The organism is Sphingomonas parapaucimobilis NBRC 15100 (assembly GCF_000787715.1).
GTDB classification, from domain to species: domain Bacteria; phylum Pseudomonadota; class Alphaproteobacteria; order Sphingomonadales; family Sphingomonadaceae; genus Sphingomonas; species Sphingomonas parapaucimobilis.
The window spans coordinates 54,027-79,188 of sequence record NZ_BBPI01000060.1 but is presented as its reverse complement, the minus strand read 5'-3'; the positions used below and the strand labels follow the sequence as shown (position 1 = coordinate 79,188).

At 66.3% G+C, this 25,162-nt stretch carries 23 protein-coding genes and 1 tRNA gene; 10 read left to right on the top strand and 14 right to left on the bottom strand.

Features of this window, described 5'->3' with window-relative positions; translation table 11 throughout:
• Positions 1-39: 39 nt before the first annotated feature.
• On the bottom strand, positions 40-606 hold the full coding sequence (locus SP5_RS18515) for an HdeD family acid-resistance protein (RefSeq protein WP_157013664.1): 567 nt from the start codon (positions 604-606) through the stop codon (positions 40-42).
• A gap of 257 nt (positions 607-863) precedes the next feature.
• Between SP5_RS18515 and SP5_RS19495 the strand changes: the two genes are divergently transcribed.
• Both SP5_RS19495 and SP5_RS19115 read left to right on the top strand, forming a co-directional pair.
• Positions 864-1,016: a hypothetical protein gene (locus tag SP5_RS19495; RefSeq protein WP_167334697.1), complete on the top strand. Its 153-nt coding sequence runs from the start codon at positions 864-866 to the stop codon at positions 1,014-1,016.
• Positions 1,017-1,043: 27 nt separating this feature from the next.
• The gene (locus tag SP5_RS19115; protein WP_157013663.1) at positions 1,044-1,343 is read left to right on the top strand and encodes a hypothetical protein; all 300 of its coding nucleotides are present in this window, start codon (positions 1,044-1,046) and stop codon (positions 1,341-1,343) included.
• On the opposite strand, the gene SP5_RS10260 is transcribed toward SP5_RS19115, so the two are convergent.
• The 6 genes from SP5_RS10260 to SP5_RS10240 form a co-directional block, all read right to left on the bottom strand.
• Positions 1,296-1,832 (bottom strand): GAF domain-containing protein, encoded by a 537-nt coding sequence (locus SP5_RS10260; protein WP_042487910.1) that lies wholly within the window; start codon positions 1,830-1,832, stop codon positions 1,296-1,298. The genes SP5_RS19115 and SP5_RS10260 overlap by 48 nt on opposite strands.
• 664 nt (positions 1,833-2,496) lie before the next feature.
• Positions 2,497-3,078: a hypothetical protein gene (locus tag SP5_RS19110; RefSeq protein WP_157013661.1), complete on the bottom strand. Its 582-nt coding sequence runs from the start codon at positions 3,076-3,078 to the stop codon at positions 2,497-2,499.
• Positions 3,079-3,139: 61 nt separating this feature from the next.
• Positions 3,140-3,216, bottom strand: a tRNA-Pro gene (locus SP5_RS10255).
• 118 nt (positions 3,217-3,334) lie between these two features.
• Positions 3,335-4,153 carry an ATP-binding protein gene (locus tag SP5_RS10250; RefSeq protein ID WP_042487907.1) on the bottom strand — a complete coding sequence of 273 codons (819 nt, stop codon included), beginning with the start codon at positions 4,151-4,153 and terminating at the stop codon, positions 3,335-3,337.
• A 46-nt stretch (positions 4,154-4,199) separates the two neighbouring features.
• On the bottom strand, positions 4,200-6,152 hold the full coding sequence (locus SP5_RS10245) for a tetratricopeptide repeat protein (RefSeq protein ID WP_042487904.1): 1,953 nt from the start codon (positions 6,150-6,152) through the stop codon (positions 4,200-4,202).
• Between the two features lie 65 nt (positions 6,153-6,217).
• Positions 6,218-7,606 carry a TIGR03013 family XrtA/PEP-CTERM system glycosyltransferase gene (locus SP5_RS10240; protein WP_042487901.1) on the bottom strand — a complete coding sequence of 463 codons (1,389 nt, stop codon included), beginning with the start codon at positions 7,604-7,606 and terminating at the stop codon, positions 6,218-6,220.
• A 171-nt stretch (positions 7,607-7,777) separates the two neighbouring features.
• Here SP5_RS10240 and SP5_RS10235 point away from each other — a divergent pair, with 171 nt between their 5' ends.
• The gene (locus tag SP5_RS10235) at positions 7,778-8,821 is read left to right on the top strand and encodes a mannose-1-phosphate guanylyltransferase/mannose-6-phosphate isomerase (protein WP_076711144.1); all 1,044 of its coding nucleotides are present in this window, start codon (positions 7,778-7,780) and stop codon (positions 8,819-8,821) included.
• A 36-nt stretch (positions 8,822-8,857) separates the two neighbouring features.
• Here SP5_RS10235 and SP5_RS10230 read toward each other — a convergent pair whose 3' ends face one another.
• Together SP5_RS10230 and SP5_RS10225 are read right to left on the bottom strand one after the other, a co-directional pair.
• Positions 8,858-9,856 carry a polysaccharide deacetylase family protein gene (locus tag SP5_RS10230; RefSeq protein WP_042487897.1) on the bottom strand — a complete coding sequence of 333 codons (999 nt, stop codon included), beginning with the start codon at positions 9,854-9,856 and terminating at the stop codon, positions 8,858-8,860.
• A 2-nt stretch (positions 9,857-9,858) separates the two neighbouring features.
• The gene (locus tag SP5_RS10225) at positions 9,859-11,685 is read right to left on the bottom strand and encodes a sensor histidine kinase (RefSeq protein ID WP_052811488.1); all 1,827 of its coding nucleotides are present in this window, start codon (positions 11,683-11,685) and stop codon (positions 9,859-9,861) included.
• Between the two features lie 191 nt (positions 11,686-11,876).
• On the opposite strand from SP5_RS10225, the gene SP5_RS10220 reads away from it, so the two are divergent.
• The gene (locus tag SP5_RS10220) at positions 11,877-12,344 is read left to right on the top strand and encodes an Lrp/AsnC family transcriptional regulator (RefSeq protein WP_042487895.1); all 468 of its coding nucleotides are present in this window, start codon (positions 11,877-11,879) and stop codon (positions 12,342-12,344) included.
• Between the two features lie 222 nt (positions 12,345-12,566).
• On the opposite strand, the gene SP5_RS10215 is transcribed toward SP5_RS10220, so the two are convergent.
• On the bottom strand, positions 12,567-13,856 hold the full coding sequence (locus SP5_RS10215; protein WP_042487892.1) for a tetratricopeptide repeat family protein: 1,290 nt from the start codon (positions 13,854-13,856) through the stop codon (positions 12,567-12,569).
• Positions 13,857-14,024: 168 nt separating this feature from the next.
• Between SP5_RS10215 and SP5_RS10210 the strand changes: the two genes are divergently transcribed.
• The 5 genes from SP5_RS10210 (at position 14,025) to SP5_RS10190 (ending at position 20,376) form a co-directional block, all read left to right on the top strand.
• Complete coding sequence (locus tag SP5_RS10210; RefSeq protein ID WP_042487889.1) at positions 14,025-14,765, top strand: YaaA family protein; 741 nt, start codon at positions 14,025-14,027, stop codon at positions 14,763-14,765.
• Positions 14,762-15,460, top strand: coding sequence for an SDR family NAD(P)-dependent oxidoreductase (locus tag SP5_RS10205; protein ID WP_042487886.1), 699 nt, complete (start codon positions 14,762-14,764; stop codon positions 15,458-15,460). The genes SP5_RS10210 and SP5_RS10205 overlap by 4 nt, the downstream gene beginning before the upstream one ends.
• A gap of 445 nt (positions 15,461-15,905) precedes the next feature.
• Positions 15,906-18,656 (top strand): DNA gyrase subunit A, encoded by a 2,751-nt coding sequence (gene gyrA, locus SP5_RS10200; RefSeq protein ID WP_042487884.1) that lies wholly within the window; start codon positions 15,906-15,908, stop codon positions 18,654-18,656.
• Positions 18,653-19,003 (top strand): DUF952 domain-containing protein, encoded by a 351-nt coding sequence (locus tag SP5_RS10195; protein ID WP_042487881.1) that lies wholly within the window; start codon positions 18,653-18,655, stop codon positions 19,001-19,003. The genes gyrA and SP5_RS10195 overlap by 4 nt, the downstream gene beginning before the upstream one ends.
• Before the next feature lie 92 nt (positions 19,004-19,095).
• Positions 19,096-20,376 carry a methyl-accepting chemotaxis protein gene (locus SP5_RS10190; protein ID WP_052811487.1) on the top strand — a complete coding sequence of 427 codons (1,281 nt, stop codon included), beginning with the start codon at positions 19,096-19,098 and terminating at the stop codon, positions 20,374-20,376.
• Between the two features lie 4 nt (positions 20,377-20,380).
• Here the strand turns inward: SP5_RS10190 and SP5_RS10185 are convergent, their stop codons facing one another.
• Positions 20,381-20,815: a DUF488 domain-containing protein gene (locus SP5_RS10185; RefSeq protein WP_042487878.1), complete on the bottom strand. Its 435-nt coding sequence runs from the start codon at positions 20,813-20,815 to the stop codon at positions 20,381-20,383.
• A gap of 75 nt (positions 20,816-20,890) precedes the next feature.
• Here SP5_RS10185 and trmFO point away from each other — a divergent pair, with 75 nt between their 5' ends.
• Positions 20,891-22,285, top strand: coding sequence for a methylenetetrahydrofolate--tRNA-(uracil(54)-C(5))-methyltransferase (FADH(2)-oxidizing) TrmFO (gene trmFO / locus SP5_RS10180; RefSeq protein WP_042487875.1), 1,395 nt, complete (start codon positions 20,891-20,893; stop codon positions 22,283-22,285).
• Here trmFO and SP5_RS10175 read toward each other — a convergent pair.
• The 3 genes from SP5_RS10175 to SP5_RS10165 all read right to left on the bottom strand — a co-directional run bounded on the left by SP5_RS10175 (position 22,194) and on the right by SP5_RS10165 (position 25,161).
• On the bottom strand, positions 22,194-22,685 hold the full coding sequence (locus SP5_RS10175; RefSeq protein ID WP_042487874.1) for an EF-hand domain-containing protein: 492 nt from the start codon (positions 22,683-22,685) through the stop codon (positions 22,194-22,196). The genes trmFO and SP5_RS10175 overlap by 92 nt on opposite strands.
• A gap of 269 nt (positions 22,686-22,954) precedes the next feature.
• Positions 22,955-23,641: a squalene/phytoene synthase family protein gene (locus SP5_RS10170; protein WP_052811486.1), complete on the bottom strand. Its 687-nt coding sequence runs from the start codon at positions 23,639-23,641 to the stop codon at positions 22,955-22,957.
• Between the two features lie 89 nt (positions 23,642-23,730).
• Positions 23,731-25,161: a pyruvate dehydrogenase complex E1 component subunit beta gene (locus SP5_RS10165; RefSeq protein WP_042487870.1), complete on the bottom strand. Its 1,431-nt coding sequence runs from the start codon at positions 25,159-25,161 to the stop codon at positions 23,731-23,733.
• Position 25,162 lies beyond the last annotated feature (1 nt).

Genomic DNA, 25,162 nt, shown 5'->3' with positions numbered 1-25,162 from the left:
ATGGCGGAAAGGCCCCGGCGCGGCCCGCGAACGGCCGCCTTATCGCGCGGACCGGGCATCCAGCGTGAAGCCCAGCAGCATCAGGGCCATGCCTTCGAAACCGAGATTGGTCGCCAGGATCAGACCCAGCGTCCAGAAACCGATGCTGGGCCAGGTCAGGGCGATGCAGCCCGCCGCCGCCAGGCTGATGACGCCTGACAGCAGCATGGCCTGACGCCCCGGCATGGCGTGATAGGCCGCGAAGGCGCAGCGCAGGCCCCCGGACATCAGCAAAAGCCCCATCGACCACATCATCAGGACCCTCTTGTTGAACAGAAGGTCGTGCAACAGGCCGAACGACACGACGAGATAGGCGACAGCACCCAGGAAGAAGGTTGCCGTCCAGAGCCGGGAACGGATTCCTATGGCGTAGAACAGCATCAGCGTGCCACCGGCCGCGACGACGGCGCCGACGATGTAGCGGGCCTGGATCGTCGTGATGAACAAGTCGATCAGGGCGACGACGCCGCTGACCATCGCGACCCCGCCAACCCCGATGTACCAGTTCCTGGCCTCAAAGTTGATCGCGGCCTGCGCTGTGCCCGTTCGCGTTACGGTGTTCGCCATGACCACCTCTCCGTTCATTCGACAAGCAGCGTGATAGCGAGCCCGACATCAATCCGCCGTCCGTATTGTCCCGGATGCTCCACCGCATCCCGCAGGTCCGATGTTTGCATCGCGGCTGGCTGGCATATCGCGGCTGGGGCACGCAGGCTGGTCCATGCGATGGGACGACAGGCAGGATCATCTGGCTGATCGCGATCGCCACCCTGGCCTAGCGACGCATCGACGGCATCGTCATCAGGCACGCCATCCAGCCTGGCGTGAGGGCGGTCTCCACCCATGTCCTGGCGCAGATCGGACATACTGACCGGAACGGTATCCCCGCCACGGTGGACGAACTCGACATTCCCCACCTGTCCATGTGGGCCAGCGCGCATGGCTGCCCTCCAAAGCATGGCCCGGCCGCGTGGTGACGGCGCGAGTCGTGGCGACAACCCGGCGTGGTCGATCGCGTCCAGAGCCGCGACCGGGCAGAAGCCCTGCTCGCGGAGGCGGGGGCTGGCGGGCTACGAACCGACGGGCAATCCGGACAGCGCAATACCGCGAGGGTCGTGGAGACGTTCACCATGCTCGCCGATCAACAGGGCCGCGCCATTATGTGCTTCACCCACGATCCGGGGATCGCGGCGACGTCCGACGTGGAGATCGGCGTGAAGGACGGTAGGATCATGTCCGCCCTGACACGGTCTCCGTCACCGGCCCCGATCCGGCAGCAGGGTCTCGATCATGGGGCCGAGTGACTGGGCCTGTTCGGCGAGTGGCGGCGCATCGACCTGGGCGAAGCCGCGCAGGGAACGGTACAGAAGCGACATGGTGCCCACGAGATGGCCATCCCCCCCGTTGATCGGCACGGACTCGACCGATCGATATCCCGTGAAGCGCGCGACGAGCAGGTGGGCGCCGTAATTTCCATCCTGTTCGACATCATCGATCGTCACGGGGGCTTGCCGTTGGATACAACGCCCATCGGCGGACCCGTTGTTTTTCGTGATGATTGCGAAGTGGACGAGGTAAAGCAGTGGCAGATTGACCTGTGCCAGCAGATCGAGACTGTCGCTTTGAAGATCGAACAGACGGATCGTCCCGAATTGCGCACCATGCCGCACCAACGCATCGTGCAGGCCATTGTGCGCGGCGACGATCAAAGCAGACTGATCGCGATAGGATGCCGCCGCCGACTGCTCCTCGATTTCTGCAAAATCCGCCTCGGCTTCGATGATGCGGCGCATCAGATTGGCCCGTCCCGACGGGTCGCGGCTTTCGGCAAGACGCGCACGAAATAACGCTATGTTTTCTCTCAAAAGAAAGCGATGCACAGGCCGCCTCCAATCGCTTTTCAGCCGCTCGAACTATTCAAACTTTATGATTCTACGATTTTTTCGAAAATCGCCTGAAATCAATTTACGCTTTAGCTTCCACTCCCGTCAATTGTTGATTTTTGCTACGGCGGTAACGTATATTATTGCGTAATATTAATTAAAATGCTGGTCCATGGGCCATGATATCTTGAGCAAGACCGTGACCCCGCGTGGCTCTCGCCCATCGCAGTATCGTTCCGGCGACGGACGGCGCGCATATGCGACGACTCCGTCACCAGGCGCGGGACGGCGCGATAGACCTCGTTCCACTGGAAACGGCACATGCGAAACACGGCTGACAGTGCAGGGCCGTCCTTGAGGAGGCCGCCATACACCATGTTTTGACGATCGCGCAGGATGCCGAGGAACTGGCCACCGGCGCCAGCGTCAGCAAGGCCCGATGACCCGGCTCCTGTTCCTCATCTCGGCCTCGCTCACTCAAAGGCGATCTCCGATGGCCGTGGCGGTCAGCCGTGGTGCGCACTGACCGCCGTCGCGAGCCGGGTGGTCAAGGCGGTATCCGCATAGGCCGGTTTCAAAAATGATGGACTGGCGTCAACACGGATACAGGTATCACCAAGCCAGCATGGCATTCGCAATAATCGCGAATATATCGACACCGTCGAACGTGCAGTTTCGTTTTTCCATAGATCGCCTGCCGTACCCCGGCTTCCTTCGGAATGCCGATGATCTGCTCTTCCGGAACCTGCTTCGGCTTCATTCCGTCCGCCCCTTCTACAGCGCGGCTTCCATTTCCGGATGGATGAACAAACGGGGGCACGTCCCGACGTTTTTTTCCTGACGATCCGCCACGGGCCAAATGCCGCTGATCGCCCTGCACCCAGCAGATATCTGGACTATGGTTCGCGCGGTGCTGCCAGAGCGTCGCATAGAGGCTGCCACAGGCTCGGTGCTCCCATCGCAACGCCTCCAAAGCGGCGCCGAGGCGCCCAGAGATATTGCACGCATGGAAAAGACGTACCGTGCTCCATGGCGGGGCGATCGGATTCGTCGTGCCATAAAGGGCGATTTTTCGACGATACCGGAATAGGTGCCCGCGTCGGGCAAGATCGTGATGATCCATCGCATGCACGTCCGTGTACAGCGAGAGGATCATCCTGAAGTACAGATGCTCCCCTGAGGGATGTTAGGACGTTTTCACAAGGATTTTATGGAAATGGTCGGGGAGAGAGGATTCGAACCTCCGGCCCCTGCCTCCCGAAGGCAGTGCTCTACCAGGCTGAGCTACTCCCCGACTAGAGAGTACGGATCGGTTTTCAGAGCCTTTCGGGAAGGCCGATCCGTGCTGGAGGCGCGCCAATAGCCAGCGGCTCCGATGGGTGCAAGAGGTTTTTTATCCGTCGCCCGATTTATTACAGATTTCGCCCCAGTCGTCCCGCCAGATCGACGATATATTGCCATGCCACGCGTCCCGAACGGCTACCGCGGCGGGTTGCCCAGTTGACCGCCTCATGACCGTCGAACGGCAGGTCATGGCGTGTCGCATAGGCGCGCACGATCGCCAGATATCCGTCCTGATCGAGCGTGTGGAAACCCAGGCTCAATCCGAAACGGTCGGCGAGAGCCAGCTGGTCGTCCACCACATCGCGCGGGTTGATCGCGCTGTCCTGCTCGCTGAGATCACGGGGCAGCAGATGGCGGCGGTTGGCGGTGACGAGCAGACGGACATGCGCCGGCCGCGCCTCCGCCCCGCCATCGAGCAGCGAACGCAGCTTGCGCGCCTCGCCCGCTTCCTCAAAGCCCAGATCGTCGATGAAGACGGCAAAGGCCCGGTCGACGCTCTCCAGCATCGCGAACAGTTCGGGCAGGCTGTCGAGCGTGTGCACCGACACCAGGGCCAGCCGCCCCGGACGATCCGCCTGAACGGCGGCGACGCCCGCCTTGACCAGCGCCGACTTGCCGGTGCCTCGCGCGCCCCAAAGCAACACGTCCTGCGCGGCATGTCCGTCCGCCAGACGCGTCAAATTCGCGAGCAGAGCCTCACGCTGCTGGTGAAGCCCGTGCAACAGGTCGAGCGGCACCGGTGCGAAACCGCGCGCGGCGTGCAGCGCCCCGCTCCGCCAGATATAGGCCGGATGCGCCAGCGGATCGGCGGACGGCGCCAGCGGCGGCGCCAGCCGTTCGAGGGCGGCGGCGATACGTTCCAGGACGGGGGTGGCGAGGTCGGTCATGGCGCCGCTGGTACGGCACCACTCCCCTCCTGCCAAGCGCGCCACGTCAGAGTTGGGCGCGATGTGCCAGGATCGTGGGGTTCCCCGGTGCCAGGGCCAGCGCCTTCTCGAACAGCTGCCGCGCGCCCTCGCGCTCACCCGCCACGGCCAGCGCTCGGCCATAGGCATCGGCCACGCCCGCATTCATCGGCGCCAGTCGATAGGCCGCCGCTGCATAGCGCCGCGCGACCACCCCATCCCCCGCCTCGGCATAGGCGATGGCCAGATCGTGGAGCAGCGCCACGTCGCGCAGACCGAGCTGGGTACGCAGCCCCTCCAGCGTCTCGATCGCATCGTCCCAGCGCCCGGCGGTCATCTGCCACTGGGCGAGCAGGCGGCGGGCGGGGATGCTCTGCGGATTTTGCGAGAGATACAGGCCCAGGCTCACCGCCGCGTCACGGGCGCGCCCGGTTCGCTGATAGCCGTCGACCAGCCGCAACATGGTCGGCTCGTCAAAGGTCAGGTCCGCCGCCCTGGCATAAGGGCCCAGCGCGGCGGCATGTTGCCCGGCGGTGGCCAGGGCATCGCCATAAGCCAGCTGCGCGGCCGGAGCACCGGGGCTCGCGCGGACCAGCGACTGGGCGACCCGGATCGCCCCCGCGCGGTCGCCTTGGCTCGCCAGCCCCCGGATCAGGCCCAGTGCATAGGTCGGATCGGTCGGGGACTCGGCCGCCGCCATCCTGAGTTCGCCGACCGCGCGATCGGGCCGGAAGATCGCGGCGTCGCCCCGCTGCCCGGAGGCGGCTCGGTCGCTCAGCACCAAGGCATTCTCGGGGTCGGCCATCATGCCCAGCCGCAGCGCATATCCATCCGCATCGGCCCGCGTCAGGATCGGGCGCAGCGTCGCCAGTGCGGCGGGCCGGTCCCCCACGCCCAGTTGCGCCGCCGCCAGCAGTTCGCGGGCGACCACGTTCATGGGCTGCATCGTCACCAGCCGCGCCCACGCACGCGCGGCCCGCTGCGGCCGTCCCTGCGCATAGGCGATGGCGCCCTCCAGCATCGCCGTGCCGGGCCGCATCCGCAGCGCGCCGCCGGTGAGCTGGAGCAATTGTTGCGCCAGCGCATAACGCCCCGCCCGCGCGGCGATGACCGCCTGGAGATAGAAGGCGTCGGGATTGCCGGGCTGCGACACCAGCGCCGATCGGGTCGCAGCCAGCGCGTCGCTCGCCCGCCCCAGATCGCCGAGCGTCGCCGCATATTGGATCAGGGCCCGCAAGTGATAGGCATCGCGTCCCAACGCCGCCCGGAACCAGGGCAGCCCCGCCGCCAGCCCATAGCGGGCGCGCAGCACCTCACCCTGCAGGGTCAGTGCATCGGGATCGGCCGGAGCCAGTGCCGCCGCTCGCGCCGCCGCCCGGGACGCTCCGTCCATATCGCCCGCGCCAAAGCGGCTGCGCCCCAGATCGGTCCAGATGCGTGCGTCATCGGGATAGAGGGCGACAAGGCCTTGCAGCGCCTGTCGCAGGGGAACGCCGCCATCCTCTTGCGCCGCCACCTGCGCCGCGATCCGCGCCATCGCCGCGTCGCGCTCGACAGGCATATGATCGACCGCATTCTGCGCGCCTGCCAGATCGCCCTCAAGAAACCGCGCCTCGGCCCGCGCCGCCAACGTCTGGTCCAGCGGCACGCCGTCCTTCAGCGCCCGGTCGAGAGCGGCGTCCGCCGTCACGCCCTCGCCCAGCAACAAACTGGTCCGTGCCAGCATCATCTGCGCCGCCTGCGAGCGGGGAGCCGCCTCGGCTGCCTGCCGGGCCTGGTCATGCGCCGCATGGTAATTGCCCGCTTCCAGCGCCGCCGTGGCGCGCCGCAGCGCCTGGGCCGGATCGACCGGCGGCTTGCTGGTGTAGACAAGGGCCAGCAGCCCCGCCACGGCCATCCCGATGACGCCCAGCACGGCCAGGATGCGGAGACGCCGCTGGACCGAGCGCCGCCGCCAGATGCGCCGCTTGCGCCGCATCATCGGATAGGGATGCGATCGCCGCCGGTCGCGTCCCCTTGATATCGCCCTCCTGTCCTCGCTCACGATCAGCGCGCGCCCGAGGGCCAGAGGATCACCCGCAACGTCTGAAGCAGGATCAGGGCGTCGAGGAAGGGGGAGTAGTTCTTGGCGTAATACAGGTCATATTCCAGCTTGTGCCGCGCATCGTCGATCGAGGCGCCGTAAGGATAGTTGAGCTGTGCCCAGCCGGTGATTCCCGGCTTCACCATATGACGCTCGGCATAGAAGGGAATTTGCTGCTCCAGTTGCTCGACGAATTGCGGACGCTCCGGGCGCGGGCCGACGAAGCTCATCTCGCCCATCAGCACCGACCAGATCTGGGGCAGTTCGTCGATCCGCACCTTGCGGATGAAACGCCCGACACGGGTGATGCGCGGATCGTCCTTCTCCGCCCAGACCGCCTGCCCGGCCAGTTCGGCATCCTGCCGCATCGAACGCAGTTTCGGGATATCGAAGGGCTGGTTGAACAGGCCAACGCGCCGTTGCCGATAGAAAGCTGGTCCGCGCGATTCCAGCCGGATCAGGATGGCCGTGACCAGGATTACCGGCACCGCGAAGACCAGCAGGATCAGGCTGACCGAAATGTCGAAGGCGCGCTTGGCCATCGCCGACCACATGCGGCCCGACGCGAAGCCATCGGAAAAGATCAACCAGCTGTGGCTGACCGAGGCGAGATCGATACGCCCCGTCTGCTGCTCCAGAAAGGTCGATATCTCCGATACATGGACGCCCGTCGTACGAACGCGCAGCAAGTCCTGATAGGGCAGCGAGCCGCGTCGTTCCTGAAGCGCCAGCACCACCTCGCCCGCTTCACGCTCGAGCACGAAGGCCGACAGGCTCGGGATGGCGGAACGCGGCACGGCGCGCGGGACCGCATTCTCCTCCGGGCGCATCGCGATCGCGCCTGCGATCACGAAATTGGAGCCCGGCCGTTCCGCCAGCGCGGCGATTTGCGCCGCCCGCGCGCCCGCACCGATCAGGACCACCCGCCGCTTGAACCGATCCCCCCCCAGATATCGCCCGAGCAGCCCACGCACCACGACCAGAAGCACCGATGCGAAAACCATGGAAAAGAACAGGCTGGATCGCCAGTAGCTGACACTGGGAAAGAAGAAGAAGATCAGCGACAGGAAGATCACGCCCAGCGAGATCGCCACCATCAATCGCGCTGCCGCGAACCGGAGCGACAGGAAGGACGCCGCCGTATAAGCCCCGACCGCCAGCAGCGAAATCTGAAGCGGGATCGCGAAGCTGAGCACCTGCGGCAGCCGTTCGGCAAAGCTGCCGACAGGATAGTCGATCTGATGCGCGCGCAGGACCCAGCCCAGCTCCGCCGCGACCATCAGCAGCAGGAAGTCGGCCAGGCCAAGCAGCAGCGCCGCATGGGGGACATAATGTTTGAACAGACGGATCATCTAATGGACCGGCTTCCCCGACGCACACCCTGAGCCCCGTCATTGGAGCGATTTTCCATATTTTTGCAAATAATGACAAACGAACCGTGAAGATATGCGTTATGCAGGCGTTACAACCGATCCCGCCGCCATGTCATTCCCGTCTGGCGCGGACAATCCTGAGGGGCATTCATGCATAATCCGATCGTGCCGGTCATCCTTTCCGGTGGATCCGGCACACGTCTGTGGCCGATGTCGAAACCGGAAATGCCCAAGCAGCTGCTGCCGCTGACCTCCGACGAGACGATGTTGCAGCTTACCGCGCAACGGACCATTTCCAACGACTTCGCCGCGCCCATCGTCGTTGCCGGACAGCGCCACGCCGACATCGTCGAGGCGCAGCTGACCGAAGCGGGCACGCCGCCCCAGGCGCTCATCCTTGAGCCGGTGGCGCGCAACACCGCCCCCGCGATCGCGCTGGCCGCCCTGGCCGCCAAGCCCGAGGACGTGCTGCTGGTCATGCCGTCGGATCACGTCATCGCCGATCTCGACGCCTTCCACGCCGCCATCCGCTCCGCGCTGCCGATGGTGTCGCAGGGCTGGCTCGCCACCTTCGGCATCGCGGCCGACAAGCCCGAGACCGGCTATGGCTGGATCCAGGTGGGCCGCGAGATCGCGCCAGGCGTGCATCAGGTCGCGCGCTTCGTCGAAAAGCCCCGGCTGGAACGCGCAGAGGCCATGCTGGCGCGGGGAGACTATGCCTGGAACGGCGGCATCTTCCTGTTCCGCGCCGACCGATTCCTCGAGGAACTGGGCCAGCACGCCCCCGAAATGCTGGTCGCCGCCGAAAAGGCGATGCGTGCCGCCAGCCATGACGGCAAGCGTATCTGCCCGAACGAGGCCGATTTCGCCGCCTGCCCGTCGGACTCGATCGACTATGCCGTGATGGAGCGCGCGGACCGCGTCGCTGTCGTACCCGTCGCCATGGGCTGGAACGATGTCGGCAGCTGGGACGCGCTACATTCGATCAGCGAGCTGGACGGCTTCGGCAACGCGCATCGCGGCGAAGTGCTGGCGATCGATACCAAGAACTGCCTGATCCGCACCGACCGCGTCCGGGTGGCCGCGGTCGATGTTCAGGACCTGATCGTCGTGGCCAGCGGTGACGATATCCTGATCCTGCCGCGCGGCCGCAGCCAGGACGTCAAGAAGCTGATCGAGGCGATGAAGCGCTGATAGCGGCGACCGGGCTGCCCGTACCCGGCAGCCCGGTCATCCGGTGAAGGCAAGAATCTCGTCGATGGTCGTCGCGGTCACGCCATGTTTGGCCAGCCGCTCAAAGGCCTGATCCCACCACCGATCGAACATCGCCCGGTCGCGCGCATCGCGGACATAGGGCGTATGCCCCGGCTCCAGCGTCGGCGAGTGGAAGGAGAAGGTCAGCAGCCGCACATCATCGTCCAGCGCCCGGTCGATCCCCGCCAGTGCGTCGGTGATGCCCACGCCCTCGGGCGTCAGCGGAATCCGGTTCAGCAGCCCGGCCCGGGCGAGGATACCGTGCCCGCGCGGCCAGCGTCCTGCCCGGCGATACAGCCCCGCCCCGCCCCGCCGGAGCAAGCCGGTATAGACACTGGTCAAGGGTAGTTCGACCATCCCCTCGCGGCGAAAGCCATGCGCGTCGATCGCGCTGAAATCCATGCCGCCGCTCGGCTCATAATCATGGCAGGCCCGCATGGAACTGTCGATCCGATAGCCCCGGGAAGCCAGTAACGCCAGCGAGGCGGGACCCAGGCCATAACGGCCCGACCGGAAGAAGCGCGGCCGCGCGCCAAAGGCCTGGGCGAGCCTGTCCGTCAGCGTGTCGAGCTTGGCGGCTTCCCATTCGAGCGGCAGATTGCCCGCATGGCTGGTGAAGGGATCGACGACCTCATGATAGGGCGGCGTCACCCAGCCATGGAGTTGCGCCCCGATCTCGGAGCGGCCATCGGCCAGGCATTCGGACAATATGTCCACGGCGGCGGGGTCCACCGCGACCGGATAGTCCACCATGCAGGCCAGGCCGACACCTGCCTCGGCAAAGCGGCGATGGGCCGGACCGAAAGCCCGCATCGCCTTGGTCGAACGATGGCGCGGATCGAGCGGCGCGGTCCAGTCAAACTCCTCCTCGACATCGACCGTCACCAGGAACCGCCGCCCAAAGGCTTCGGGCCAGACGATCCGCTCGGCAGCGGAGGCGGCCTCATGGCGCCGGGGGCGAGCGGCGCTGGGCATGATCAGGCGTTCGACGCCTGCCCTGCGCGCTGGTCGCCACCGATGGGCAGCGCCAGTACGACCCGGTGCAGACCGATGGTCAGGCCGCCCCCCATCTCGGCCCCCAGCTTGTCGATCAGGCGCAGCGAGAAGCCCGTGCCCAGCAGGGGCGCGCCGTCGCGCTGTTCCTCGTCCCCCGCCTCGCTGAGCAGCGCCGCATCCGCCTCGACGGTCAGCGCGAGCGGGCGATCGATCCGCAGCGCCGCCATATCTTGGTCGACCGACAGGCTGGCCGACAGACGCTCTCCCACCACGCAATTGGACAGGAGCACCGAGAACAGACGGGTCAACAGACGCTCACACGCCCGATCATCGGCCAGTGCCGACAGGTTCGCGGACGCCGGATCGAAACGGATTTCGGCACGGCGCAACTGAGCCAGTGGACCCAGTTCGGCCAGCACCCGCTGGATCAGCGGCGCGAGCGGAACGATGGTCGGTCGCAGCTCCAGCACATGCCCCTCGATCCGCGCGGCGGTGTCGAGATCCTCCACCGAGGCCAGCAGATCGGCAGCCATGGCGCGGATCGCGCTGGCACGATCGCGATAGACGGGCGCCACCGGCCCCAGCAATTCGCTTTCGATCAGCTCGGCAAAGCCCGCGACCGCATTGGCGGGCGTTCGGAGTTCATGGACCAGCTGGCGCAGCGAATCGGAAGAGGACGTCTCGGGCGCTGCCTCGACCACATTGGCCATCTCGTCCCGGCGCGGACGACGTCCGCTGCCGCGATAGCCCGCATAACGCCCCGACGCGGGGTCGAAAAAGGGCATGGCGGAGACCCGCCACGATCCTGCCGCCGCCGAACTGCCGCCGATTTCCAGCCGCGCGTCGCGGAAACCGGAGCGGCGGCGAAATGCGCCCATCGCCACGCCGTCGAACTGCGCCAAGCCCTGCATCGCGGTCTCGGCGATGCTGACGCCGACCAGCGGCCCACGCGTGACGCCCTCGACGCCCAGGATCAGGCCGTTGGCGTCGGTCTCGAAATCGAAATGGGCTGGCCCGGCATCATTCTGCGTCGCGCCGGTCACTTCCTCGCGCCGCTGGTTGAAGGCGTCGATACGCGCCACGAGATCCGCGATCTCGTAACGTGGCGGCGCGGCTGGCGGCGGGGCGTGGCGCATCGCCTCGGCCATGAAGGGCAAGCTGCGTGCAACCTGGCCCAGCGCGACGAACGGCGTTGCCGCCTGGGTCGGCAGCGGGTCGAGCAGGATCGACACCGGCGCGGCGTCGGGTTCTTCGACGGGCTGCGGAGCCATCACAGGCTCTTCCCCTAGGGGCGCGGCGGGGACCGGCTCGACCAGCGGTTCGGACACGGTTTCGAACGGCACCGCGGCGACGTGCGGCGCTGGCTCGGCCGCGCCGGCGAGGTGCGGCAGGACAAAATCGACCGGGCCGAAACTCTCCAGCCCGCGAATCACCCTATCGGACAGATCACGACGGTGCCGCAGGACCGAGCGGGTTCGCGGGTTCAATGCGGGGAGGATGGCCAGCCAGTCCTCATCCGCCAGTTGCGCGCTGCGCAGCACGGTCGCGGCGACTGGTAGCGTGTCCTGGGCGAAGAATGCCACCAGCGCGATGGGCGGGCGACCGGCACTCAACATACGCGCGCTGGCGATGCGCACGCCTTCGGCCACCCTGTGCCGCAATTCGGCGAGCCGCTCCAGCATCGGCGGATCGGCGGGCACGCGCCCACGGCTCATCAGGTCGATCAGCTGCCGCCAGGCAGTCTGCGCGCCGAAAGGCGTCGCAGTGTCGGCCGATAAAATCGTCGCCAGACTATCGTCGAACCGCACTGAGCTCCCTTCACGCATGGCCGATTGGCCCTAACGCCCCTGTCTTAACGTCCTTATCCTTCCAACTGGTAACCTGCAAATATCCTTATCGGTGGCGTTGCAATGCCCGAGAATTACGGTAGTGCGTAATTTTCTTATAGTACGCCGTCAAAGAGCATAGGGATTCGGCAGTTTATGTGGAGTATCGTGTAATGGCGCTCGATCGCATCGATCGGCAGATCCTGGCGCTGTTGCAGGCCGATGGCCGTATGACCAATGTGGAGCTGGCCGAACGCGTCGGACTGACCGCCCCGCCCTGCCTGCGCCGCGTTCGCGCGCTGGAGGAAGCTGGCGCCATTCGCGGCTATCATGCCGACCTCGACGCCGCGCGCCTGGGCTTTCCGATCACCGTCTTCGCGATGGTATCGCTGCGCAGCCAGGCCGAGCATGACCTCGCCGCCTTCGAGGCGCATGTCGCGGGCATCCCCGAAGTGCGCGAATGCCATATGCTCAACGGCGAGATCGACTTCATCCTGAAGATCGTCGCCTCGGACCTGAAGAGCTTCCAGGAAATCCTGACCGGCCATCTGACCCCTGCGCCGAACGTCGCCAGCGTCAAGACGTCGCTGACCATCCGGACGGCCAAGCAGGTTTCGGGAATTCCGATCGAAGCCGACTGATCCGGTTTCGGAGGCAATAAAAAGGCCGGTTCTCCGTTCGGGAGGACCGGCCTTTTTTGTTGGCGCTTTGGCGTTGCCTTCGACTTCGCTCAGGCTGGACGGATGTGGGATGTTGCGCCGATAAACGGCAACCGCCGTTCAGCCTGAGCGAAGTCGAAGGCCACGCCCTACACCTCGCCAAGAAAAAAGACCCGCGCCGTCCCCGACGCGGGTCCCCATTCCTTACGCCTGGGTCGACAGCCAGGTGTTCCAGAAGCTCGCCAGATCGGCGCGCGGCGCGCCCTTGACGGCGTCGAACGCAGCCTTGGCACCCGCCTTGTCGCCGCTGGCGGCAAGTGCGATGCCGAGGCGGGTGTTCACCTCATTGGCGTCGACGCCGCCCTTTTGCAGCGCCAGACGATACAGCTCGGCCGCCTTAGCGTAGTTGCCCTGACCATAATAGGCCTCGCCGGTCAGCGCGGCGAGCTTGCCGTCGGCGGCCGACTTGGCGCGTGCCTCGGTCGGGGCGAGCGAGCCTTCCTGGCGGTTCTTGGTCTCGGCGGCGGACAGCATCGCCTTGGCCGTGGCATTGCCGGCCGGGATCTTGCCGGTCGCCATGCCTTCCTTCAGCACGGTCGCGGCTTCGGCGGGCAGGCCCTTGTCGGTCGCGTACTGCGCATATTCCATATAGTCGTTCTGGTCGGCCAGCGACTTGGAAGCGCGCATCAGGCGGAACAGGTCGAGCTTCTGGTTCTTGTCCAGCGTCGCCAGCGACCCCTGCTGCAGGCCATAGATGACCAGTGCGTTGCGCCAGTTCTGCGGGGTCGGATAGGCCGCGAGCCACTTGCGCATCCAGCTCAGCGTCTCGGGGACCTGCTTCGCCTTGTTCGCGCGACCGATAGCGAACTTGTAATAGTCCTCCGGCGCCTTCTGGCCCGATGCGTTCATCTGGTCGATCACCGACGCCAGCTCGGCATTTCCGCCTGCGACATCGCCCGTTTCGAACTTCGACTTGACGATCAGCATCGGCAGGTTGGGATCGTTATAGCCCAGCTGCTTGGCCTGCTGGAAATATTGCAGCGCGATCGGATACTGCTTGCCGTTGAAGGCCAGCGCGCCGCGACGATAGACATAGCGCGGCTTGTCGGCCGCCGGGGTCGACGGGCTGTTGATCAGCGCGTCGAGCGGCTTGGCGAGCACCGCCTCGTCGATCGGCGCGTTCGGATTGGCCTGCTGGGCGGCGAACAGCTTGCCCGATTCGAGCTCGTAGCGCATCGCCGCGGCGATGTACTTGTCATCCTCGGTCTTGGCAGCGGTTTCGACCGCGGCGACCAGCGGCTCGGCGGCGGCATAATTCTTCTGCTGCAGCACCGGCTGCGCGGCCTGGGCCGCCTTCAGCGCTTCAGGGCTCAGCTTCAGACCGCCGGCCGCTTCTTCCTTCTTCTTCTGCGCAGACAGCGGCGCGGTCAGCACGACGCTGCCCATGCCCGTCGCGAGCGCGGCCGCCAGCGCGAGCTTCGGTAGGATTTTCATGCGAATTCTCTCCAAGAATACAGCCGGTCGGTCCGGGATCGTCGATGGCAGGCTTGATAGGGACAGCGCGCGTCCCGTTCAAGCAGAGCGATTGATGGATGCCCCCTCTATCCAACAACCGCTGAACGCGGATTGAACGCGAACGCTCCCGACGCTAGCGCGCACGGCATGATCGCCGTCATCTCCCCCGCCAAGACGCTCGACTATCAGAGCCCCCTGCCCGACCTCGCGCCGACCGCGCCCCATTTCGCCGAAGAGGCGCAGACGCTGGCCAAGGCAGCCTCCGGGCTGGGCGAGGAAAAGCTCGCCTCGCTGATGCGGATCTCTCCCGCGCTGGCGCAACTGAACGCAGATCGCTTCCGCGATTTCGCCACCGCGCCGGAGCGGCCTGCGATGTTCGCCTTTGCGGGCGACGTCTATACCGGGCTGGAGGCCAAGTCGCTCGACGTGCCGGCTGTCCTGTTCTCGCAAGGTCATCTGCGGATGCTGTCGGGCCTTTACGGCCTGCTCCGTCCGCTGGACGCGATGCGCCCCTATCGGCTGGAAATGGGCACGCGCTGGGCGCCGGGTGGTGGCAAGCTGACCGACTGGTGGGGCGACCGCATCGCCGAGCGGCTGACCCAGGAGGTCGAGGCGGAGGGTTCCGGCACCGTCCTGAACCTTGCCAGCCAGGAATATTGGCACGCGGTCGAGGGCAAGCTGCCCGCCGCCATCCGGGTCATCGCGGTCGATTTCCGCGAGGGCGACCGTTTCGTCAGCTTCCACGCAAAGAAAGCGCGTGGCGCGATGGCGCGCTGGATGATCGAACATCACGTCACCGAAACCGATGCGATGCGCGGGTTCGATAGCGACGGTTATGCGTTCGATGCCGAGGCAAGCACGCCGAGCCAATGGAGATTTGTGCGATGAGCGAGTGGAAGCGGGCGATCGTCGTCGGTGCCTCGGGCGGGATCGGCCTGGCGATGGCCGATGCGCTGGAGGAAGAAGGCGTGAGCGTCACGCGCCTCGCCCGGTCGAGCCAGGGCGAGGGCCATATCGATATCGAGGACGAGGCCAGCATCGCCGCCGCCGCCGAACGGATCGGCAAAGGCCCCGCCCCCGAACTGGTGATCGTCGCCACCGGCCTGCTCCACGACGGCGAGCGGGGACCGGAAAAGGCGATCGACCAGCTTTCGCCCGAATGGCTGGCGCGCAATTTCGCGGTCAACGCAATCGGCCCCGCGCTGGTCGCCAAGCATCTGCTGCCGCTGATGCCGCGCACCGGCAAGACGCTGTTCGCCGTGCTGTCGGCGCGGGTCGGGTCGATCTCCGACAACCGGATGGGCGGCTGGTACGGCTATCGCGCGTCGAAGGCGGCGCTCAACCAGTTGGTTCGCACGCTGGCGATCGAGCATAAGCGGCGCAACGACCGCTCGATCATCGTCGCGCTGCATCCCGGCACCGTCGATACCGCGCTGTCCCGGCCGTTCCAGGGCAATGTCCGCCCCGGCGGCCTGTTCGCCCCCGACCGCGCGGCGGTCCAGCTGCTCGACGTCATCGATGGACTGAAGGCACCCGACAGCGGCAAGCTGTTCGACTGGGAGGGGAAAGAGGTTCAGCCCTGACGATCCTCCCCGGTACGGGGAGGTGGCAGGCCGGAGGCCTGACGGAGGGGGGCTTCCTCATTGGACGCCCCCAGCGGCACGCCCCCTCCACCATGCTTCGCATGGTCCCCCTCCCCGTACCGGGGAGGATCACAAAGCCCTGATTATCATTCAGATTACAACATCGTAACATCCGAGACATTCAGCCGAAACGCCTGAAATCCCATAAGAACCGGGCTGGCCGCCGTTTACTCCCGTCGGCGGCCAGCGCCTCCAAAGTCCCGCGAACATGCTGCCGAGGGGGGAGCACATTCCGTCGGGCCTGCCCCCGCCGCCCCGTCCCACGTCTCCACCGGTCCTCCCGACTGGCCGCTCGCGAATGGGGCGGGCGGGGGTGGTCAGGCGCTTTCCGCTGGGCTAGGAACGACAATTCCCATCTGACCATCAAGCCGGAAAGCAACAGACTTTGGCCGACGAGACGACCCTCGCGGAACCTTCCGATATTTCGACGATCTCCATCGTCGACGAGATGAAGTCGAGCTATCTCGACTATGCGATGAGCGTGATCGTGGCGCGCGCGCTGCCCGACGTGCGCGACGGCCTGAAGCCGGTCCATCGCCGTATCCTCTATTCGGCCGCCGAAAGCGGCTTCGTCGCGGGCAAGCCCTATCGCAAGTCGGCGCGTATCGTCGGCGACGTGATGGGTAAGTACCACCCGCACGGCGACAGCGCGATCTACGACGCGCTGGCCCGCATGGCGCAGGACTGGTCGATGCGGGTGCCGCTGATCGACGGTCAGGGCAATTTCGGCTCGATGGACCCCGATCCGCCCGCCGCGATGCGTTACACCGAAGCGCGTCTGGCCAAGGTGGCCAATTCGCTGCTCGACGATCTCGACAAGGACACGGTCGACTTCCAGCCGAACTATGACGGCTCGGAGCGCGAACCCTCGGTCTTGCCCGCCCAGTACCCGAACCTGCTGGTCAACGGTGCCGGCGGTATCGCGGTCGGCATGGCGACCAACATCCCGCCGCACAATCTGGGCGAGGTAGTCAATGCCTGCCTGGCCTATATGGAAAACGGCGCGATCACGGTCGAGGAACTAAACGAGATCGTTCCCGCCCCCGACTTTCCCACGGGCGCGCTGATCCTGGGCCGCTCGGGCGCGCGCTCGGCCTACCAGACCGGGCGCGGTTCGATCATCGTGCGCTCGCGCCACGAGATCGAGGAGATGCGCGGCGACCGCCGGGCCATCGTCCTCACCGAAATCCCCTATCAGCAGGGCAAGAATGCCCTTGTCGAAAAAATCGCCGAGGCCGCCAAGGAAAAGCGGATCGAGGGGATCAGCGACATTCGCGACGAATCGAACCGCGAAGGCGTTCGCATCGTCATCGACCTGAAGCGGGACGCGACCCCGGAAGTCGTGCTCAACCAGCTGTGGCGGCACACTCCGGCGCAGACCAGCTTCCCGGCCAACATGCTCGCCATTCGCGGCGGCCGCCCCGAGCTGCTGAACCTGCGCGACATCATCCAGGCCTTCGTCCAGTTCCGCGAGCAGGTCATCACCCGCCGCTCCAAGTTCGAGCTGGCCAAGGCACGCGAGCGGGCGCACATCTTGCTGGGCCTCGTCATCGCGGTGACGAATCTGGACGAGGTGGTGCGGATCATCCGTGGCTCGGCCTCGCCGGTCGCCGCGCGCGAAGCCTTGCTTGCCCGCGAATGGCCGATCGCCGAGATCGCCCAATATATCCGACTGGTGGAAGCGGTCGAGCATGAAGGCTTTGGCGACACCTATCGCCTGTCGGAGACGCAGGTCCGCGCGATCCTGGACCTGCGCCTGCACCGCCTGACCGCGCTGGGCCGCGACGAAATCGGCGACGAGTTGAAGGGACTGGCGGACTCGATCACCGAGCTGCTCGAGATCCTCGCCAACCGCGTGAAGCTGTACGAGGTCATGCGCGGCGAGCTGGTGGCGATCCGCGACCAGTTCGCGACCCCGCGCCGCTCGGAAATCGCCGCCGCCGCCGATGGCATCGACGACGAGGACCTGATCGAGCGTGAGGACATGGTCGTCACCGTGACCATGCAGGGCTATATCAAGCGCACGCCGCTCGATGCCTTCCGCGCGCAGAATCGCGGCGGCAAGGGCCGCTCGGGCATGGCGACCAAGGACGAGGACGTCGTCACCGAGCTGTTCGTGACCAGCACCCACACGCCGGTCCTGTTCTTCTCGAACCATGGCAAGGTCTATCGCTACAAGGTGTGGCGCCTGCCCGAGGGCGGCCCGGCGACGCGTGGGCGGCCGATGGTCAACCTGCTGCCGCTGGCACCGGGCGAGGTCATCTCGACCGTATTGCCGCTGCCCGAAGACGAGGCGGAATGGGGTGCCCTGCACGTCATGTTTGCCACCGCCAAGGGCGCAGTGCGCCGCAACTCGATGGATGCGTTCACCAACGTGCCCTCGAACGGCAAGATCGCGATGCGCTTCGAGGAGGGCAGCGAGGACCGGTTGATTGGCGTCGCGCTGCTCGGTGCTGGGGACGACGTGCTGCTCGCCACCCGCTGCGGCCGTGCGATCCGCTTTGCGGCGGACGATGTGCGCGAATTCCAGAGCCGTACCTCGACCGGCGTGCGCGGCATCGCGCTGAAGGGCGAGGACGAAGTTATCTCGCTCTCGGTCCTGCACCGGGTCGGCACCACCCAGGAGGAGCGTGAGGCGTACTTGCGCTTCGCCCCCTGGAAGGGCGAGAAGGAAGGCGAGCCGGAGCTGTCGGTCGAACGGTATGAAGAATTGCGCAATTGCGAGCAGTTCATCCTGACCGTCTGCGCCAATGGCTATGGCAAGCTGTCGTCGGCCTATGAATATCGCCGCACGGGTCGCGGTGGTCAGGGCATCACCAATATCGACAATATCGCCCGTAACGGCGATGTCGTCGCCAGCTTCCCGGCGTCCAAGGGGCATCAGCTGATGCTGGTGACCGACCAGGCCAAGCTGATCCGCATGTCGCTGGCGTCGCTTCGTGTCATCGGGCGCGGCTCGGCGGGCCTGCGGCTCTTCAACGTGGCACCGGGCGAGCATGTCGTCTCGGCCGCACGCATCGAGGAAACCGAGGAGGATGCCGAGATGAACCTGGCCGAGGGCACTCCCGAGATCGCACCCGAGCCGGATGCGGTTATCGGCGAGAATCTGGCCGCCGGACCGGAGGATGGAGAATGAGCCATCCCGCTACCGCCTACAAGGTGCTGACCGCCGATCAGATGGCGGTGTTGGAGCAGGGGGGCGTCTTTGCGGGCGCCCCGGTGGATCTGGCCGATGGCTATATCCACCTCTCCACCGCCGGCCAGCTGACCGAGACGGTGGACAAGCACTTCGCGGGACAGAGTGACCTGCACGTCGCAGCCGTCGATCTGGAAGCGATGGGCGAAGCGGTGAAGTGGGAAGAGAGCCGGGGCGGTCAACTCTTCCCGCATCTCTATGCCGACCTGCCGCTGACGGCGGTGATCGCCTATGGACCGTTGAAGCGCGACGACGACGGCACGGTCCGTCTGCCGGTGGCGGGATAATCCCGCTATCGGTTTGACCGATACCGTTCCGTAACCGAAACGTCATAAATCTATCACGGCGTGTTTACGGTCTTGTCCTATGGCGTACCGTGATGAAGCCGCCCGCCTTCTCTTCCTGGTCCGAACGTGCGGAAAGCCCGGCCATCGGGGCGGATGCGTCGCTGATCGATGCCATCGCCCTGTTCCGGCAATGCCCCGACATGCGGCTGCTGCCCGTGCTCGATACCGAAAGGCGGCCGGTGGGGGCGATTACCGAACGCGACGTGAAGGGGTTGCTCTACAACCCGTTCGGGCACGCCCTGCTCCACAATCCGGATTTCGGCGCCAGCCTGACCGCCTATATCCGTGCGCATCCCAGTTGCGAGGAGGATGCGCCCCTGGCCGAAAAGCTGGCGCTTCATGCCGATTGGGGCGCGCCCGACGCGCTGATCCTGACCCGCAAGGGGGTGTTCACCGGCCTGCTCGACGCCGCGCGGATCGCCCGGCTGGCCGCCGATGCGCAGATGGCGCTGGCGCAGGAGCGCATGGCGCGGGCGGGGCGCATCGACAAGGCCGCGCGGGCCTTCACCGCCGACATCGCCGCCCTGTCGGAGGAACTGCTGCGCGCCACCGCCGAGATGGGCGGGATGGCCAGCGACCTCGCCCGCTATGCCGGGGAGACGCAGGGGGGCGCGGATCGCATGACGGAGGCGATGGCCGATACCGGCTCCGCGCTCAGCGACATCGCGGCGCGCGGGCACGGGCTTGCCAGCGCCTTTGCCGCCATTACCCGCGACATGGACCGGTCCCGCACGATCCGCGAGGACGTGCGCCACCGCATCGCGGCGACCGACCAGCGGGCCGATGCGCTGGCGGCCAGCGCGACGACGATCGATGCGCTCCTGGCGTTGATCGAAGCCGTGGCGGCACGGACCAATCTCCTCGCCCTCAACGCCGCGATCGAGGCGGCGCGCGCTGGCGAGGCCGGGCGCGGCTTCGCCGTCGTCGCGCATGAGGTAAAGGCGCTGGCCGGGCAGACGCGCGAGGCGGCACGCGACGCTGCCCGCAATATGGGCGAGGCGAAGGGGAACCTCCATGCGCTCGTCGCCGAACAGGCCCAGCTCAACAGGGCGGTCGACACCATCGGCGCCATCTCGCAATCCATCGACGAAGCGGTGGCGGCGCAGGGCTTCGCGACGACCGGCATCGCCGCCAGCGTCGACCAGTCGGTCGCCTCCGCGCATCGCGTGGGCCAGCAGGTGCATCAGTTGCAGCAGGACGCGAGCCGGATCGACCGGGATGCCGGATCGCTGCTGACCCTGGCCCAGGCGCTGGAAAGCAATATCGGCAGCTTGCGCGACCGCACCGACGCCTTCGTCGCATCCGTCCTCTGACGGATCAGACGTAGAGATCGACGACGGTCATCCCCTCCCCCACCGCTTCCAGCAACAGCGTCCGGTGGCAATGACAGGGATCGCGCTCATAGCATAGCAGCGCGCTGGGCTTCTCTTCTGCCAGGTCGAGCATTCGCGCGGCCGCGGCCTGCGCCTCGGGCAGGGCCAGCTGGTCATCATAAACCTCGCGCAGCGTGCCGACATCGCCCTTCTTCGCCGCATCGCGCCCGCGTTTGGGCGTGCCCAGATCCTTCAGATGGACATAGTCGATCCCGACCTCCTTCAACGCGGCTGCGAGCGGCGATTTGGAGAAGCCCGGCCGCCGCGACAAAGGCAGCGCACGGACATCGATCAGCCGCTCGACCCCCGCCGTTTTCAGCGTCGCAAGGAAGCCGTCGACGGTCGCGCCCTCATAGCCGATGGTGAAGATGGTGGTCATCACGCCCGAAATGGGGAGCCGCGTCCCGCAAGCCAAGTCCTTCCAACCGGGACCGTCCGGGTTTAAGGCCGACCGATGACTTATGACATTCATGTGATCGGTGGCGGGCTGGCCGGATCGGAAGCCGCGTGGCAGCTGGCCGAGGCCGGGCTGAAGGTGCGCCTGTCCGAAATGCGCGGCGGCGCGGACACGACGCCTGCCCATCATGGCGGCGACCTGGCGGAGCTGGTCTGCTCCAACTCCTTCCGCTCTGACGACGCGACTTCCAACGCGGTCGGTCTGCTGCATCAGGAGATGCGCGCGCTCGGTTCGATCATCATGGCCAAGGGCGATGTCCATGCCGTGCCCGCCGGGTCCGCACTGGCGGTCGATCGCGACGGTTTTTCGGGCGGGGTGACGGCGGCGCTTTCGGCGCATCCCAACATCACCATCGTGCGCGAGCGGATCGACGCCTTGCCCGAGGGTCCTGCGATCATCGCCACCGGCCCCCTGACCGCACCCTCGCTGGCGGGCGGGATCGGCGAGGCGACCGGCGCGGAGGCGCTGGCCTTTTTCGACGCCATTGCCCCCATCGTCCACCGCGAGTCGATCGACATGGACGTCGCCTGGTTCCAGAGCCGCTGGAACAAGGGCACGGGCAAGGATTACATCAACTGCCCGATGGACAAGGAGCAATATTACGCCTTCCATCAGGCGCTGCTCGACGGTGAGAAGACCGAGTTTCGCGAGTGGGAGAAGGATACGCCCTATTTCGACGGCTGTATGCCGGTCGAGGTGATGGCCGAGCGCGGTGTCGAGACGCTGCGCTTCGGGCCGATGAAGGGCGTCGGCCTGGACGATCCGCGCACCGGACGCTGGCCCTATGCCGTCGTCCAGCTGCGGCAGGATAACGCGGCGGGCACGCTGTGGAACATCGTCGGTTTCCAGACCAAGCTGAAATATGCCGAGCAGATCCGCATCTTCCGCACCATTCCGGGGCTGGAGAAGGCCGAGTTCGCGCGGCTGGGTGGCCTGCATCGCAACACCTTCATCCGTTCGCCCGAACTGCTCGACGCGACGCTGCGGCTGAAGTCGCGGCCGAACCTGCGCTTCGCGGGCCAGATCACGGGGTGCGAGGGCTATATCGAGAGTGCGGCGATCGGCCTGCTGGCCGGGCGGTTCGCCGCTGCCGAGCTGACGGGGAAGACCATCGCCCCGCCGCCGGTCGAAACCGCCCTTGGCGCGCTGCTGGGCCACATCACCGGACTGGCCGAGGCCGAGACCTATCAGCCGATGAACGTCAATTTCGGCCTGTTCCCGCCCATCCCCGGCCGGACCAAGAAGGCCGACCGCAAGCGCATGTACACCGACCGCGCGCGCGAGGCGCTGCCCGGCTGGCTCAACTCTCTTCCGCCGGGGCCGCCTCCGGTGCCTCAGCCTGTGCCTTTTGCCCCGGCGGACAGCCCCGCGGAACAGCCGGTCGACGCTTGACGGCGGTGGTGGCGAACTCGGTCGCGTTCATCGCGCCGGATTTGTCACGGTCGGCGGTGGCGAACTTGGTCGTGGCCTTGATCGCCCATTCGTCGAACGACAGCTCGCCGTCGCCGTCGCGGTCCAGCTTGGCATAGGCCTTGCGCCGTGCGGCGAGATATTCCTCGCGGGTGATGTTGCCGTCGCGGTCCTTGTCGTAGCGGTCGAAGCGCTTCTGCTCGCGGGTGCGGGCGGAGGCTTCGGGTAAGGGCGCGTCGTCCTCGGCGGTTTGCGGAGAGGCCGCTGTCGCCGCGCTTGCGGCGGGAAGCGGGGATGGTGTGTCGGGTCGGCTTCCCCACAGGAACAGCCCTGCCCCCACCAGTATGAGCGTGCCCAAGCCACCGGCCAGATAGCGCCACATCTTCGTCTCCCCCGTCAGACGGACTATGGTTAACCGGGGTTAGGCGCAGGCGGCAAGGCGATTCCCTTGGCCTTCGACTTGGCTCAGGCTGAACGGGCTTGCTGGCCCCTGCCGCACCTCGGGCGTACCCCGGCGAAGGCCGGGGTCCAGTCTCCATACCGCTGGTGGCGCGGCATAACGGGGCGGGGGAGGCAATCGTCAGGGGCAATCGCTACTATAGTGCGACTGGACCCCGGCCTCCGCCGGGGTACGGCTTTGGGCAAAGGGCGTCAGCGCCCCGTCAGACCATGCCACGCCAATCGCGCGGCGCGCATCGGGTGGCCCGGCAAGCGATCCGGGTGGCACAGGCTTTCGCGGGCCAGGATGGCCAATCCACTCAAACCCCGAACCGGCTTGGGTGATTTCGACGCCAGTATCGCGTCCAAATCCAATAGGGCCGCAACCCCGATTCGCGTGCGGGTCGCTTCATCGGAAACATGCTGCGCTAGATCGGCCTTCGCCCATCCCTCCCCCAGCGGCGCCGTCCCCGATTGCCCCAGCAACCGCCCGACACTTGCAAACAACACGCCCCCGCGCGCCTCGGCATGACGCGCGATGCGCTCGTCATCCAGCGCCTCGGCATCATCGAGAAGTGCTTCCCACCCCTCGATCATCGGCGCGAGGTCCGCCCCCCGGACGCCGCCGGGCAGGACCGAGTCCGCCAGCCGCTGCAATACCGGATGCGCGGGCGCGGGCGCGTGGTCGAGCTTCTCCAGCGCCTCATACCACCAAGTCAGCCGCATCTGGCCGATCATCGGCTCGGTCGTGCTTTGCAGGATCGACGCAAGCTGATGGTCCAGATCGAGCAGCGCCGCGAACCCGTCCCGCGCCGAGGCTGGCGCATAGCCCACCGCGAGCGCCTGTTCGCGCATGACCGCTTCGATGGCGGACGACGGAATGGTGGCAGCATCGATCATCCCCTGCCCTTCGCACAGCTAGGCCCCATGAAAAAGGGCCTCCCGGTTTCCCGGAAGGCCCCCTTCATTTCGCAAGGTTACCCCACGGCTTAGCCGCGATAGGTGACCTTCTTGACCGCCGCGACGACCTTGTTCGCGTCGACCAGCGCCAGCTTTTCGAGGTTGGCGGCATAAGGCAGCGGCACGTCCTCGTTGGTCACGCGCAGCACCGGCGCGTCGAGGTCGTCAAAACCTTCTTCCATCACCACGGCGGTGATTTCCGACGCGATCGAGCAGGTGGGCCAACCCTCCTCGACCACGACCAAGCGGTTGGTCTTGGCGAGCGACTTCAGGACGGTCTTCGTGTCGAGCGGACGCAGGGTGCGCAGGTCGATGACCTCCGCATCGATGCCCTCGGCGGCCAGCTTCTCGGCGGCTTCGAGCGCGACGCCCACACCGATCGAGTAGGAGACCAGCGTCACGTCCTTGCCTTCGCGCATGATCCGCGCCTTGCCGATCGGCAGGACGAAATCATCCATCTTGGGCACGTCGAACGAACGGCCGTACATCAGCTCGTTTTCGAGGAACACGACCGGGTCTTCCGAACGGATCGCCGCCTTCAACAGGCCCTTGGCATCGGCCGCATCATAGGGCGCGATCACGATCAAGCCGGGGACCGAAGCATACCACGGGCCATAATTCTGCGAGTGCTGCGCGCCGACGCGGCTGGCGGCACCGTTGGGACCACGGAACACGATCGGGCAGCGCATCTGGCCACCGGACATATAGTTGGTCTTGGCGGCCGAATTGATGATGTGATCGATCGCCTGCATGGCGAAATTGAACGTCATGAACTCGATGACCGGGCGCAGGCCGCCCATGGCGGCACCCGTGCCGACGCCGGCAAAGCCATATTCGGTGATCGGCGTGTCGATCACGCGGCGGTCGCCGAACTCGTCCAGCAGGCCCTGCGTGACCTTGTACGCGCCCTGATACTGGGCGACTTCCTCGCCCATCACGAAGACGCGGTCGTCGGCACGCATTTCCTCGGCCATCGCGTCGCGCAGCGCTTCGCGGACGGTGAGCTTCATCATCTCGGTGCCTTCCGGGATTTCCGGCGAGGCGGGCGCTTCCTGCTCGGCGGCGGCGACCAGCTTCTGCGTGCCGCTTTCCTGCTCGGCGGCCGCCGCGCCTTCCGGCATCGGCGGCGCATTGTGGTCGGTCGCCTCGTTCTTGGGCGCGGCATTGGCCGCATCGCCCGAACGCGAGCCCGACGCGGCGGCGGACGCGACGTCCTCGCCCTCTTCGGCCAGCAGCGCGATGGCGGTGCCGACCTTCACATTGTCGGTGCCCTCGGCGACCAGGATCTTGGCGATCACGCCTTCATCCACGGCTTCGAATTCCATCGTCGCCTTGTCGGTTTCGATCTCGGCCATGATGTCGCCGGACTTGACCGTATCGCCTTCCTTCACGAGCCACTTGGCGAGCGTGCCCTCTTCCATCGTCGGCGAAAGGGCCGGCATCTTGATCTCGATCGCCATC

What these genes read in the sequence shown, in the direction of transcription:
- SP5_RS10185 (WP_042487878.1), bottom strand. Translation starts at nt 20,815, where the DNA reads ATGACCACCATCTTCACCATCGGCTATGAGGGCGCGACCGTCGACGGC.
- SP5_RS10170 (WP_052811486.1), bottom strand. Translation starts at nt 23,641, where the DNA reads ATGATCGATGCTGCCACCATTCCGTCGTCCGCCATCGAAGCGGTCATG.
- SP5_RS10240 (WP_042487901.1), bottom strand. Translation starts at nt 7,606, where the DNA reads ATGATCCGTCTGTTCAAACATTATGTCCCCCATGCGGCGCTGCTGCTT.
- SP5_RS10190 (WP_052811487.1), top strand. Translation starts at nt 19,096, where the DNA reads ATGAAGCCGCCCGCCTTCTCTTCCTGGTCCGAACGTGCGGAAAGCCCG.
- SP5_RS10215 (WP_042487892.1), bottom strand. Translation starts at nt 13,856, where the DNA reads ATGAAAATCCTACCGAAGCTCGCGCTGGCGGCCGCGCTCGCGACGGGC.
- SP5_RS10245 (WP_042487904.1), bottom strand. Translation starts at nt 6,152, where the DNA reads ATGATGCGGCGCAAGCGGCGCATCTGGCGGCGGCGCTCGGTCCAGCGG.
- SP5_RS10230 (WP_042487897.1), bottom strand. Translation starts at nt 9,856, where the DNA reads ATGCCCAGCGCCGCTCGCCCCCGGCGCCATGAGGCCGCCTCCGCTGCC.
- SP5_RS10235 (WP_076711144.1), top strand. Translation starts at nt 7,778, where the DNA reads ATGCATAATCCGATCGTGCCGGTCATCCTTTCCGGTGGATCCGGCACA.
- SP5_RS10210 (WP_042487889.1), top strand. Translation starts at nt 14,025, where the DNA reads ATGATCGCCGTCATCTCCCCCGCCAAGACGCTCGACTATCAGAGCCCC.
- SP5_RS10165 (WP_042487870.1), bottom strand. Translation starts at nt 25,161, where the DNA reads ATGGCGATCGAGATCAAGATGCCGGCCCTTTCGCCGACGATGGAAGAG.
- SP5_RS18515 (WP_157013664.1), bottom strand. Translation starts at nt 606, where the DNA reads ATGGCGAACACCGTAACGCGAACGGGCACAGCGCAGGCCGCGATCAAC.
- SP5_RS10260 (WP_042487910.1), bottom strand. Translation starts at nt 1,832, where the DNA reads ATGCGCCGCATCATCGAAGCCGAGGCGGATTTTGCAGAAATCGAGGAG.
- trmFO (WP_042487875.1), top strand. Translation starts at nt 20,891, where the DNA reads ATGACTTATGACATTCATGTGATCGGTGGCGGGCTGGCCGGATCGGAA.
- SP5_RS10175 (WP_042487874.1), bottom strand. Translation starts at nt 22,685, where the DNA reads ATGTGGCGCTATCTGGCCGGTGGCTTGGGCACGCTCATACTGGTGGGG.
- SP5_RS10220 (WP_042487895.1), top strand. Translation starts at nt 11,877, where the DNA reads ATGGCGCTCGATCGCATCGATCGGCAGATCCTGGCGCTGTTGCAGGCC.
- SP5_RS10205 (WP_042487886.1), top strand. Translation starts at nt 14,762, where the DNA reads ATGAGCGAGTGGAAGCGGGCGATCGTCGTCGGTGCCTCGGGCGGGATC.
- SP5_RS10195 (WP_042487881.1), top strand. Translation starts at nt 18,653, where the DNA reads ATGAGCCATCCCGCTACCGCCTACAAGGTGCTGACCGCCGATCAGATG.
- SP5_RS19110 (WP_157013661.1), bottom strand. Translation starts at nt 3,078, where the DNA reads ATGATCCTCTCGCTGTACACGGACGTGCATGCGATGGATCATCACGAT.
- SP5_RS10250 (WP_042487907.1), bottom strand. Translation starts at nt 4,153, where the DNA reads ATGACCGACCTCGCCACCCCCGTCCTGGAACGTATCGCCGCCGCCCTC.